The organism is Priestia sp. 3CA3 (assembly GCF_056836725.1).
Genome location: NZ_JBXENJ010000009.1, coordinates 18995 through 31947 on the forward strand (window position 1 = coordinate 18995; position 12953 = coordinate 31947).

Annotated in this window: 12 protein-coding genes; 6 read left to right on the plus strand and 6 right to left on the minus strand. The window is 38.0% G+C overall.

Annotation, left to right across the window (positions count from 1 at the left end; translation table 11 throughout):
- The first annotated feature begins 170 nt into the window (after nt 1–170).
- Together AC1VNJ_RS21440 and AC1VNJ_RS21445 are read left to right on the plus strand one after the other, a co-directional pair.
- The gene (locus AC1VNJ_RS21440) at nt 171–677 is read left to right on the plus strand and encodes an antibiotic biosynthesis monooxygenase family protein (protein WP_013055327.1); all 507 of its coding nucleotides are present in this window, start codon (nt 171–173) and stop codon (nt 675–677) included.
- Nucleotides 678–760: 83 nt separating this feature from the next.
- Entirely contained in the window at nt 761–2149 is a 1389-nt protein-coding gene (locus AC1VNJ_RS21445) for a hypothetical protein (protein ID WP_034267976.1), read from the plus strand.
- A 47-nt stretch (nt 2150–2196) separates the two neighbouring features.
- On the opposite strand, the gene AC1VNJ_RS21450 is transcribed toward AC1VNJ_RS21445, so the two are convergent.
- A complete protein-coding gene (locus AC1VNJ_RS21450; protein WP_028412547.1) occupies nt 2197–2862 on the minus strand; it encodes a phosphatase PAP2 family protein in 666 nt (221 codons plus the stop codon).
- Between the two features lie 224 nt (nt 2863–3086).
- Here AC1VNJ_RS21450 and AC1VNJ_RS21455 point away from each other — a divergent pair, with 224 nt between their 5' ends.
- Together AC1VNJ_RS21455 and AC1VNJ_RS21460 are read left to right on the plus strand one after the other, a co-directional pair.
- Nucleotides 3087–4295, plus strand: coding sequence for a M20 family metallopeptidase (locus tag AC1VNJ_RS21455; RefSeq protein ID WP_154992347.1), 1209 nt, complete (start codon nt 3087–3089; stop codon nt 4293–4295).
- A 113-nt stretch (nt 4296–4408) separates the two neighbouring features.
- Complete coding sequence (locus tag AC1VNJ_RS21460; RefSeq protein ID WP_154992348.1) at nt 4409–5128, plus strand: EcsC family protein; 720 nt, start codon at nt 4409–4411, stop codon at nt 5126–5128.
- Between the two features lie 37 nt (nt 5129–5165).
- Here the strand turns inward: AC1VNJ_RS21460 and AC1VNJ_RS21465 are convergent, their stop codons facing one another.
- A complete protein-coding gene (locus AC1VNJ_RS21465) occupies nt 5166–6371 on the minus strand; it encodes an ABC transporter permease (RefSeq protein WP_154992349.1) in 1206 nt (401 codons plus the stop codon).
- Nucleotides 6364–7107, minus strand: a complete 744-nt coding sequence (locus AC1VNJ_RS21470; RefSeq protein WP_034267986.1) for an ABC transporter ATP-binding protein — start codon at nt 7105–7107, stop codon at nt 6364–6366. Before AC1VNJ_RS21470 ends, AC1VNJ_RS21465 begins: the two co-directional genes overlap by 8 nt.
- 691 nt (nt 7108–7798) lie before the next feature.
- Between AC1VNJ_RS21470 and AC1VNJ_RS21475 the strand changes: the two genes are divergently transcribed.
- Nucleotides 7799–8233 (plus strand): HIT family protein, encoded by a 435-nt coding sequence (locus AC1VNJ_RS21475; protein ID WP_014461670.1) that lies wholly within the window; start codon nt 7799–7801, stop codon nt 8231–8233.
- An 85-nt stretch (nt 8234–8318) separates the two neighbouring features.
- On the opposite strand, the gene AC1VNJ_RS21480 is transcribed toward AC1VNJ_RS21475, so the two are convergent.
- The 3 genes from AC1VNJ_RS21480 to AC1VNJ_RS21490 all read right to left on the minus strand — a co-directional run bounded on the left by AC1VNJ_RS21480 (nt 8319) and on the right by AC1VNJ_RS21490 (nt 11532).
- Nucleotides 8319–10214, minus strand: a complete 1896-nt coding sequence (locus tag AC1VNJ_RS21480) for an acyltransferase family protein (protein WP_154992351.1) — start codon at nt 10212–10214, stop codon at nt 8319–8321.
- A 302-nt stretch (nt 10215–10516) separates the two neighbouring features.
- A complete protein-coding gene (locus tag AC1VNJ_RS21485; RefSeq protein WP_482641278.1) occupies nt 10517–10960 on the minus strand; it encodes a GNAT family N-acetyltransferase in 444 nt (147 codons plus the stop codon).
- A 17-nt stretch (nt 10961–10977) separates the two neighbouring features.
- Nucleotides 10978–11532: a PadR family transcriptional regulator gene (locus AC1VNJ_RS21490; RefSeq protein ID WP_028412553.1), complete on the minus strand. Its 555-nt coding sequence runs from the start codon at nt 11530–11532 to the stop codon at nt 10978–10980.
- Between the two features lie 253 nt (nt 11533–11785).
- Here AC1VNJ_RS21490 and serC point away from each other — a divergent pair, with 253 nt between their 5' ends.
- On the plus strand, nt 11786–12883 hold the full coding sequence (serC, locus tag AC1VNJ_RS21495; protein WP_033580646.1) for a 3-phosphoserine/phosphohydroxythreonine transaminase: 1098 nt from the start codon (nt 11786–11788) through the stop codon (nt 12881–12883).
- Nucleotides 12884–12953 lie beyond the last annotated feature (70 nt).

Consider the following 12953-nt stretch of genomic DNA (forward strand, 5'->3'; position numbering starts at 1 on the left):
CTTCCGCTAAACTTTTGATAATATGGAAAACAACTTCATCAATGTTTTACTTTACCATCTTCATTAGAAGTTCACAATTTTTGAATTTTTGTGTGTAAAAATTTATAATTTTAGTATGATTTACAATTGTAAATTGTATGCAATTCCCAATTAGAAAGGAAGTATAATCCATGAAGATCTTTATTACTTACGGAACAGGCCCTTACCTTCAAAAGTTGATCGACGAACATCCGAGTGAACGTTTATTACTGCTTCACAAAGATGACGATCAATTTGCACTAGTCCACGAAACAGATGGAGATACAATTTTTAAAGAAGGACATGCTTATGAAGTATTAGATGCTTCTGGAGATCTTGCAGATAGCGGATTTGCTGTACTAAATAATATTTCAGTTACAGATGAAGGCCGTCCTTTGTTTGAACAGCGATTTAGCCAACGCGCTCGTTTAATTGAAAATGAAGCAGGCTTTTCAGCTATTCGTGTGCTTCGTCCACTGCAAAATGACACATACATTATCTTTACAGGATGGAAAGATGAAAGTTCATTTAGCGATTGGCAGTCTTCAAAAGCCTATAATGAAGCACACAAAAAACGCGGTACGTCAGAAGGCGTGGATCAGCAGCCATCGATTTTCTCTCGCCCTTCTTATGTGACCTCATACCACGTAGTTAAATAAGTAAACATCCTCCTAGTAGGCGAGTATCACAATAGGCACAAACGTCATATTGTATACTACATCACCTATTGGGAGGAATTTTTATGGGCATAGAGCTTGGAGCTCTTCATTGGATGTATGTCCTTTTTATCGCCTTGATTATCGGCTTTATGATTATGCGGCGAGATACGAGTATCCTTTGTATACTCGGGATTTTTTTGCTTTCCTTAACGGCTACCTCTTCGTTAAGCCACTCCGTCAGCGCTGTTTTTTCCAGCTTCATTTATGCCATTACAGAACTGCTTCCTACCATTTTAATTATTTCAATTATTGTATCCATGAGCAAAGTCTTAATGGCTACAGGAATAAATGAATCGATGATTTCACCTTTTGCTCGCCTCATTAAAACACCTACTCTTGCCTATTGGGTTATTGGATTAGTTATGATGACCATCTCCTATTTTTTCTGGCCTTCTCCAGCCGTTGCTTTACTTGGAGCCGTGCTTTTACCAGTTGCCATCCGCGTAGGGCTTCCAGCTATAGGCGTAGCTGTAGCGATGAATTTATTCGGCCACGGCGTTGCGCTTTCAGGAGACTTTGTTATTCAAGCTGCCCCTAAGATAACCGCTGACGCAGCAGGTCTTCCGGTTCACGAGGTTGTTCAAGCAAGTGTCCCTCTTGTCATTGTGATGGGAGTCGTTACCACACTCTCTGCTTTTTACTTTCTAAAACAAGATATGAAGCACAATAAAATTCAGGCGCAACCGACAATTTTAACAAGCAGCTCTTCTAACCAATCCACACCTCTTTCTCCTTCATTACGCCGGGCCTTAGCCATTATAGTTCCTCTTTTCTTTGCTATAGACGTATGGGCAATGTTCGCCCTTCATTTACAGGGAGGAGATGCCACTGCTCTCGTTGGAGGTACAGCTCTATTTATTTTAGTAGTGGTGTCGCTTATTGCTCACAAAGGAAAAGGTCTCGAACAAACAACTTCCTACTTGATTGAAGGCTTGCAGTTTGGGTTTAAAGTATTCGGTCCCGTTATTCCGATTGCCGCTTTTTTCTATTTAGGAGATGCTGGATTCAAAACAATCATTGGTGACTTTCTTCCGAAAGGATCACATGGACTTGTCAATGACCTAGGCGTTGCGCTTGCTTCGACTGTACCGTTAACTGCACAGGTCGCTACTGTGACGATAACTGCGCTAGGAGCTATTACAGGGTTAGACGGTTCAGGCTTTTCAGGTATTTCACTCGTAGGCTCTGTCTCTCATTTATTTGCATCTGCTTTAGGATCGGGCGCTGCCACGCTAACTGCTTTGGGGCAAATTGCTGCGATTTGGGTTGGAGGGGGAACGTTGATTCCATGGGCGCTCATTCCAGCTGCTGCGATTTGTGGAGTCAGTCCGTTTGAACTCGCTAGACGCAATTTAAAACCTGTAGCGATTGGATTAGTTGTTACAACGATTGTCGCAATGTTCCTAGTTTAAACAAAAGCCCCCTTCTTTTGATGAAGGGGGTTATATGTATATATTTGTTACATACCTTTTGGAAACTCTTTTTCCGCTGACGGCCTTACATACGCATAAACAAGCGTATAGAAGAAAATGCCTACAATTAGCCACATAAGCCCTAAGCTGTAGCCAGCTAATACATCTGTTAAAAAGTGTTCTCTTAACAGAATACGGCTCACGCCGATTAACAAAACAATTAAAGTAATTGCCCGCTGATACCACTTGGCCACCTTTTGATTGTTTATATGCTTGATCAGAAAAAAGAAAATCAGACCGTAGATAAGAATTCCCATCATTGCATGGCCGCTTGGAAAACTGTAGCCTTCGATGCCTTCAAGAGGACGGGCTCGTTCTACCGCATCTTTAACTGCTTTATTAATAATATCGCCGCTTAAAATAAGTAAAAATGAGGATATCATGCCAATATAGTCTTTTTTTAAAAATAAAAAAACAATAAGTACAGCTAAAAGAACCATAATCATCACTTTTGAAGCTAAAAAAGACAGGCCGTGAAAAACAGATGACGCTGACTGAAGAATAGTGCTGTCATCTATAGCTGAAACAAGCCAGCGGTCTCCTTGAAAAGAATCTGTCGACACAGCAAACAACACTCCTAAAAAAACGAGACCCGCAATCCCAAACGCCCACATCAATTTTTTGTACAGAGATACAGTTTGTGAATCTACCATATCGTTACCTCCTATCATCTCACGAGAAAATTGGTAAAAAACTCATTCTTTGTCCCTATTTCTCATCTTATGTATCTATTATGTATATAAAATATTTCATGATTCAATTACTTTTTTCAATAACAACGCTTACATTCTTTTCTTTTTTATAGATAATGATATAATGATTAAAATGTCAAAAAATTCAAAACTTTATTCAACTTACACAGAAAGGATATGGTTATGTGAACTCCAAGCTACATACTTTACTTGAAGAAAAATTTGATGAAATGGTTCAAATTCGCCGATATCTGCATCAGTATCCAGAACCGTCTTTTAAAGAATTTCAAACTGCTGCCTACATTCGGTCTTTTTATGACAAGATCGGTATTTCTTACCGAGCAAATGTAGGAGGAAACGGCATTGTAGCAAGTATTCAAGGAGGAAAACCTGGTCCTACTGTAGCTTTGAGAGCCGACTTTGATGCCCTTCCTATTCAAGATGAAAAAGATGTACCCTATCAATCAACTGTTCCGGGCGTGATGCATGCATGTGGCCACGATGGTCATACGGCTACTCTTTTAGTCCTTGCTAAAGCGCTTTTTGAAATAAGAGATTCTCTCCCTGGTAAAATCGTCTTCATTCATCAGCACGCCGAAGAGTATGCTCCCGGAGGCGCCAAGTCCATGATTGAAGACGGATGCTTAGACGGTGTAGACGCGATATTCGGAACGCATTTATGGTCATTAACTCCCACTGGTGTGGTTCAATATCGAACGGGCCCTATTATGGCTGCTGCTGATCGCTTTGAAATTACGATCAAAGGAGCAGGCGGACACGGTGCACAGCCCCACAAAACAAAAGACTCAATCGTCATCGCCTCTCAGCTTGTTGTTAATTTACAGCAAATTGTAAGTAGACGTGTAAATCCAATTGATTCAGCGGTTGTAAGCATAGGTTCTTTTGTAGCGGAAAATGCATTTAATATTATCGCTGATTCTGCTCGACTAATTGGAACGGTAAGAACATTTAATGAAGATGTACGAAATGATGTCGAAAAAGAAATCGAACGAATTGTCCAAGGTACATGCTTAACAGCTGATGCTTCTTATGAGCTGAGTTATACGCGCGGCTATCCTTCCGTCGTAAACCACCCGGAAGAAACGGCCTTTCTTGCTTCTGCTGCTTCTCAAATCGATGAAGTTCATACAGTCGAAGAAACGGAGCCTCACATGACTGGAGAAGATTTCTCTTATTATTTGCAGCATATTAAAGGAACGTTCTTCTTTACAGGAGCTCAGCCAGAAGGTGTAGATGCTCCTTATCCTCATCATCATCCTAAATTTGATTTTAACGAAAAAGCAATGCTTATCGCAGCGAAAACGCTTGGTACGACTGCTGTTGAGTATTTAAGAGAACAAGCTCATTCTAAAAACGCAATAAAAGCGAATTAATCATTCAGCAAGCATTCGTACAGATAAACAGACGATTGCTTGCTGTTTTATTTTAGGAAACTTTTTCTCACTTAAAACGTAGTATTTATATCGACTGAAAAGAGGTGACTTTTTTGAATACGTATGAAGAAAAAGTGTTACGAGAAGCTGAACATTGGAAATTTAGCATGTTGAAACGACCTTCTAAATTTCAGCGTACCGCAAAAGCCTTACAGCTTAAACTAAATGAAAAAATCCCTGCTAAAGTCCATAGAATTATAACTGAAAGTATAAAAAAAATGGTTGAAACCACGCTTGTTGGGTCCGATTTCACGACTAAAAAAAGAGATGTCAGCGGTCTTTCGTTTGAAGAAAAAGAGAAAAGAATTTTGGAGCTCATACCTAAGTACAAAAAAACAGCTGCTGTAGAAGGAGCTGGTACTGGTGCAGGTGGTCTCCTTTTAGGCGCAGCAGATTTCCCACTTCTTCTTTCCATAAAAATGAAGTGCTTATTTGACATTGCCGCGACGTATGGTTTTGATGTAAAAGAAAAAGAAGAACGCATTTATATGCTGTATATTTTTCATCTTGCCTTTTGCAGCGACGACCATAGAACGAAGCTGCTCGAAGTAGTAGAAAGCTGGGAGGAAAAGAAAGAGGAACTTCTTGAGCTTGATTGGAAAGCTTTTCAACAAGAATATCGCGATTACATTGATGTTGTGAAAATGTTTCAGCTGATGCCGGGAATTGGAGCTGTTGTAGGTGCGTATGCGAATTATCAGCTTCTTGATCATCTCACAAAAGTAGCGATGAACGTCTATCGCTTTCGGATATTATCTTCGTCTCAAAAGTAGTCTAAAAACGTAAAAAAAGCTCCATTCGGAGCTTTTTTTACGTTAATTTTTTATTTACATATGCATTTACAAATAAGTGAATAAATATAGCACCTGCTGCCAAGGAAAGCAGTGCAGCAACTATATTAGAAAAAGCCACCACTATGGCGAGCACAAGAATTTGTACATACAGCGCTTTTTTCCATACGTCCAAAAATGCCCTTTTTCGTTCTTTAGCTTCGACTGGATAAAGAGAAAGCCATAAAATTTGCTTGTGCTGCTTCCAAAGCGGGAGTAATTGAAAACCCGTCATGTATACAACAAATAAAACAACCACTATATTGCCGTATTGAAACGGCGCAGCTACAATTAAAAATCCGCCAATGACAGTTAAGCGAACGAGCAAACTTAAATAATCTCCTGATCGCAAAAATGTTCTGGTGTACAAGTAATGGTAAGTGGCATTTTGACGAAATGGAATACGTGTTACTAGCCAATCTAAATATCTACGGCGTTTGATTCGTTCTTTGACTTGTGGAACATCCGTAAATAAATTAGCTAATCGATAAAAATAGCCCATGCGCTTTTCTTCTAAGTCAATTAGCTTTTCCCATTTAATCGGCTTCCTTTTTGTAAGAGAGCGATAATAAACGGCTAGCGCAATCATAATTACCGCTACAATTCCTGTGAAAAATACGTATGCATGCGAAAATAAGAAATAAGTAAAAACTGCGTTTAAGAAAAATCTGACGATATAATCTGTCCACTTCGCCCACTTTTCTTCAAACCATACGGCCCACCAAGACATGCCTAAGTTTACAACTTTCAGAATGAGTAATAGCAGAAAAAACACAAAAATATTTGAGTAAGAATCATGCATTACTTTTACGTGAAGAGGCGCTGCTGCACCCGTTGCAAATAATAAAATATAAAGCTGAATCGTAAAGGTAAACCAAAAAGATTTTTTGAAATAAGGCTGCAGCTTCGTCTCCAAAGGAAGCAAAAAGACTAAATCAGGTCGTTTTAAAAACGTTTGAATTTGGCCCATTGTTAAAATCAATCCCATAAGGACCGCAATCACTACAGCCGAAGGAAACGCAGGTGTTAATGTACTCAACCACTGTTGATAATAGTAGGCTAAACCGCCAATCGCAAAAATTAACACTAATTTAATGTGATCATTTAAGATATATTTTGTATATCTTCTTACATCCACTAAATACTGCTGAAATCGTTGCTTCCATAATGCGTCAATCTTACTCATAGCCTTCTTCCTTTGTTAATTCAATATAAATTTCATCAAGAGTAGCATTGCGCATCTGAAATTCTTCTTGAAGATCTTTAAGCGTTCCTTGCGCTCTTACTTCTCCGTTATGTAAAATAACAAATTTATCACAGTAGCGCTCCGCGGTCGCCAAAATGTGTGTGGACATTAAAATGCCTGCACCTTGCTTTTTCATATCCGTCATCAAATCAAGTAAAGATTGAATACCAAGCGGGTCTAAACCTAAAAAAGGTTCATCAATAATATAAAGAGACGGCTGAACCAAAAAAGCGCACATAATCATAACCTTCTGCTTCATCCCTTTTGAAAAATGCGCGGGAAACCATTTTAACTTCCGGTCTAAACGAAATTCTTTTAAAAGCGGCTGCAGACGTGCTTCATATGCTTGAGGCTCAAGTCCATAAGCCATAGCTGTCATATCCAAATGTTCTTTTAATGTTAATTCATCGTAGAGCACAGGAGTTTCTGGAATAAACGTAAACTGACTTCGATAGCCTGTTGGGTCTTGTTGAAAGGTTTTATTATTAATGGATACACTTCCTTTTTTTGCTTCCATTAATCCAATGATATGTTTAATCGTTGTACTTTTTCCGGCTCCGTTTAAGCCGATTAACCCAACTAATTCACCTGCATTTACATCAAACGATACATCTTTTAAGACGGGAGTTTTCGTATATCCCCCTGTAATATTGTTAATTTGCAATAAAGAACCCATCACGATCTCCTTTTATTTGTTCTTTTTTGTCTACAAGCGCAAGCGCTATTTGCTCTATTGTACCAAATCTTTTTCGTCCTCACATCGTTTTCAATTCTTTTCGGTTAATTTTTCCAGAATATAATCGAAATATCGGGACATTCTATATAGGGAAGAAGGAAAACAAGTTATTGATTACAACTAATCATTACAAAGCTTCTTACATTTGGGATGAGGTGTCTACAGCAGGCATATTTCAGAAAACCTTATTGTAAATCGATGTATGTTTGATTCATAAGGGGATGGTAGTCATGAACGTAGTAAGAATATATATAATGGGTAGACAATAATGTTCATTTATTACTGTGTAAATGAGGTGTTTGTCAAAGACCAAGAACGATTTCGTTCACATTGTATATTTTTTTAGCTCAATGCTTAAATGAGGTGTTTGTTAAAGAGAATATACTTTTTCAAGTTACTGTTTCATTAGGCAATGTAATTACGTAAATGAGGTGTTCCTTAAAGATCATATGCTGCATTAAAAGCTATTTTTTCCTTCTTCACATGACGGGATGCATAATCGTTTGCATCCCGTTTTTGTGTATAAAATATGAGTGGCTATTTCTTGCCTGCTGATTGCATTTCTACTTTGTGGTAAAATAAACGTACATGTATACCCATACATTTATATTAGTAACGGAAGGTGAACATAATGAGCACACATGATGAAAACTGTATTTTTTGCAAAATTATTCGCGGTGAAATTCCAGGTGCAAAAGTATTTGAAAACGAACATGTATTAGCTTTTTTAGACATTAGTCAAGTAACAAAAGGTCATACGCTGGTGATTCCAAAAGTACATAAAAAAGACATTCACGAACTAACACCGGAAATTGCGCGCAATTTATTTGAAGTGGTTCCTCAAATTGCAAATGCAATTAAAGAAACATACAGCCCAATCGGCTTAAACATCTTAAATAATAATGGTGAAAAAGCTGGTCAATCCGTGTTTCATTATCATATGCACATTATTCCACGCTACGGGGAAGGCGATGGATTCGGTGCTGTATGGAAAGAGCATACAAGCGAATACACGCCTGAAAAACTTCAAGAAATCGCTGGCAATATTTCTTCTCGCCTTTCTTGAAACAAAAAAAGCTTACACATGTAAGCTTTTTTTGTTTTATCTATTAATCAGTTTATGATATAAAACTCAATACGTCTCTCGCTCATTATGAACCATTTTCTTCCTTAACTTCTAAATTCATACGCTCTTCAATCAATTTTGTTAATGCTCTTGATCCTTCAGGTACCAAGTGGACACCATCTGATGTAAAGTATTCAGGGTGCTTAGAAGCCTCAGAGTACCAATCTACAAGCGTGACGTGATCAAACTTTTCAGAAGCAGCTTTCAAGTTCTTGTTCACGGTGCTTTCCCAGGAACGAGGAACGCGCGTATTCACTAAGTAAACGTCCGCTTGTGAAAAAGCTTTTAACAGTTGTTCAAGTTCTTCATTGGTAAAATAACCGTTCGTTCCTAACTCAATAATCACTGCGCTGTTCGGATTATTAAATGCTTGATAACTAGGAGTTAGCTGCAGTGCTTCATTGAGCTGCCTTCCTACTTTTCCGTCAATCGTAATACTAAGCGGCATCTCTTTAAGATTAGGAGCAATATCCAGCATGACCGAATCTCCAATCGCAAGAACATCTCTGTAAGAATTCGGCGGCTGTTCTTCTTTTGCATCAGATTTTTCTTCTGCGGAGTTCTTTTCCGCGTTCTTTGTTTTTTCATCCTCCGCTTTGTTCTTGTCTTTGACAGAAGTTGAAGCATTTTCTTTATGATTCGTTTGAATTTTAACCTCTGTTTGTTTTGTTTCGGTCTCATCCTTTTGCTGCGTACTAATAGCAAAGCTTGTCATATCCGCTGTAAACAACGCCAAAAAGAAAATGAGACTGCCCAAAACCGCTTGTCTCGAACGAGAGAGATTACGCCATTTAAAAAGCTCTCTTGGATGGTAGTGCCGGAAATAATAGCGAAAACCGCGTGTGCGAATAGGCACCTCGATGTAACGGTACGAAAGTTCAGCAATGATAAATGTAATTCCTACTTGTAACAGCGCATGCCAATAGACCGGGCGGCCAATCTCGGCTACAGGTGTTGTAAGAACAATAACCGGATAATGCCACAAATAGATACCGTATGATCTAGTACCAAGCCAGCGAAGCGGTTTAAACGACAAAGCTTTTCCTAAAAAGCTACTAGGGTGACTAATCGTTGCAACCAGCACAGCAGCGTTTAAACAAATCAGCAGCATGCCACCTTGATAAAGAAAAGATGCATGCGTATACTCATCAACGCTCCATACGCAGAGAATAAATACAAAGAAGCTTACCATACTTACTGCGTTTAATACTTGCTTGCCTACAGCTGGAAGATTTTTTGATGATAAACGATACATCGGCCAGACAAATGCAAGTAAACAACCGATTAAAAGGGCAAACAGCCGAGTATCGGTTCCATAATAAATGCGGCTAGGATCTCCTCCTGGCTCATATAGAAAAGACATCAGAATGGCTGAGGCCATTACTCCAGCTAAAATAAATAGAGAAAGAATTCCTCTCTTTTTAATAAATTTCAAACCCAACAATAAAACAAGTGGCCATACAATATAAAACTGCTCTTCAATAGCAAGTGACCATAAGTTCTTTAATGGTGACGGTGATCCAAAACTATCAAAATATGAAACTTTATGAAAAATAAACCACCAGTTACTCATATAAAAAATAGACGATAATGCATCGCCTCGTAGCGTTGTTAACAATGGTCGGTTAAATAAAATAACCCACGCTGCAGTTAATACGACCATCACATACACAGCTGGAAGAAGTCTTCTCGTACGGCTAATCCAAAAATGCTTCAAATTCTTTAAAGGATTTTCCCAAGATTGCACCAGTAAAATTGAGGTAATTAAATACCCAGATAATACAAAGAAAACGTCAACTCCTAAAAATCCTCCAGACGCCCATCCAAAGCCTAAGTGATAAGCAATCACAGCCATGACAGCAAAGGCCCGAAGTCCGTCCAAACTATATATATACCTATTTTTCTTTTCTTTTGCACTCATAAAAATGCCTCCAAGCAATATGTACAACAAATTTCTTTCTCAATAAACATTAAGAATATTACGTAATTGTTACATTTTTGTTACAAAAATCATTATATACAATATTATTACTTTCTTCAATATATCACTTACTGAAAATCAAAGAATAAGTAAAAAGAAACAAATTCACTATCTATCTTATTCATAAATTACTAATTTAGTAGTAGTCATATCGATTCTATCTGCATGCCACTAAACCCTACACGTTTCTTTCACCTTACCCGTTTTAAAAATAGAAAAACTTCACACAAATGGTGAAGTTTCTAAGGTGTCTTTAGCATATCGACGTGTGGGAGTCCTTCATCTGAATAAATATCGGAAATAGGTCTAAAACCAAACGATCCATAAAATGTTTGAAGTCTGCTTTGAGCTTGAATTTTAATTGTCTTCTCGTGCAATTCATTCTCTAGAAAAGCAATTCCTCTTGCTACTAGTTCTCTTCCGAAACCTGTACCGCGCTGTGCTTGTTTTACAATAATACGTCCAAGAGAAGCTTCTTTATAGCTAATTCCTTTTGGTAAAACTCTAAGGTATGCGATAATTTTCTCATCTTCTTTTTTGAACAAATGATAAGCAAATTTGTCTTTTCCATCTACTTCTAAGTAAGCACACTTCTGTTCCACAACAAAAATAGAGGTGCGAAGCTGTAGAATTTCATAAAGCTCATCATTTGTCAGCTCTTGAAATGATTTTATGCACCAACTCATGATCTGCTCACCTTTTCTTATTGTTCTTTTTCAATTAAATTCAGCGTACGTTCAAGCCAATTGATATAGCTTGTCTCCCGGTCTTGAGCGCGAGATAGCACCAAGTAATGACCAAATTGAGGAGAAGAAACGGTAATGTGGTGATTAACTTCTTCTAAAAGATCATCCATTCGTTTCTTTAAAAAAGTCAGCTTCATTTTCCTGCTTGATAATTGGTTATCTATTTGTTGCTTTAACTCTTCTATTGACATGGATGAAGCAAAATAAGCTTTTAACATAAATTCATCTTTAGTTGTTTCAGGAATAGGATCAATCGTAGTGAGCCACTTGCTTAGCTCCACTCTTCCTTCTTCCGTTATCGAATACATCTTTTTTTCTAATTTTTTGCCTTGAATCACCGTTTCATAGCGAATAAATCCCTCTTCTGTTAATCGCTTTAGCTCGGGATAAATCTGGCTGTGTTTAGCGCTCCAAAAATTACCAACCTCTTCTTTAAAAAGTCTGGTAATGTCATACCCGCTGAGCTCCTCCTGATTTAAGAGCCCTAATATTGCATATTTTAATACTCTCATTCTGTTCCTCCACATTATTTCTTCCATCAGTATAGCATATAAACATTTCATTTACATGTTTGCCAAAACATGTTTACATATACTTTTTATTTATCTTTTTTCTATTATTTTCTCTTTACAGATTAATTTAAATTTTTGAAAAGTTACCTCCACAACCAATGGTTTTCATGATAGTATAATGATATTCTTTCTGACATCAGTCATTAGCCATTTTGTATGATGAGTGTTCGAACTAATTTGAGGAGGAATTAATGTGATTACGTTAAACAGAGCTTATAATTTTAATGCAGGTCCATCTGCGCTTCCCCTACCTGTCTTACAACTTGCTCAAGAGGAGCTAGTTAACTTCAAAAATACAGGTATGTCTGTGATGGAATTATCACATCGCAGCAAAGAGTTTGAAGATGTATTAACACATGCTAAAGAAACACTAACGGAATTGCTTAATATTCCAGATACACATGAAATTTTATTCCTGCAGGGCGGAGCAAGCCTGCAATTCTCTATGATTCCAATGAACTTTTTAGCTCCTGATCAAGTCGGGGCATATGTGCTAACGGGATCATGGTCGGAAAAAGCGTTAAAAGAAGCAAAGAAACTTGGAAAAACAGCAGTTGTTGCTTCTACTAAAGAAGAGAACTACCGCTCTATTCCAGCTTTAGATGATATAAAGCTTCCAAAAGAAGAGATTGGGTACTTGCATATCACATCCAATAATACCATTTTTGGTACACAATGGGCTGACTACCCTTCTATTGAAGGAGTAGACTTAATTGCTGACATGTCAAGCGACATCCTTTGCCGTCAAATTGATGTATCTAAGTTCTCACTCATTTATGCTGGTGCTCAGAAAAACCTCGGACCATCTGGTGTAACAGTTGTCATTTTGAAGAAAGAATTGCTTAAACGTATCCCTGAAGGTTTACCAACAATGCTGAACTATGAGACTCACGTAAAGAGCAATTCTCTTTACAACACTCCTCCAACGTTTGGTATTTATATGCTTTCACTTGTTTTAGATTGGATTAAAGAACAAGGGGGCGTTAAAGCCATTGAAGCTCAAAATCATAAAAAAGCTAAGTTACTCTACGCAAGCATGGAACGTTCAAACGGTTTCTATACTCCTCACGCTACAGAGGAAAGCCGTTCAATTATGAATGTCACGTTTACTTTACCAAACGATGAGCTAACGGCTGAGTTTTTACAGCAAGCAAAAGAAAAAGGCTTTGTAGGATTAGCTGGACACCGTTCAATCGGCGGATGCCGCGCTTCTATTTACAATGCTGTGCCGCTTGAAGCGTGTGAAGCTCTTGCCGTCTTTATGGATGAATTTGCGCAGGCAAACGCGTAATTGGCAGAATTAGCTGATTCTTTTTTCACATAAATATGTTATAATCAGTATGTAAATATATGCAATGGGC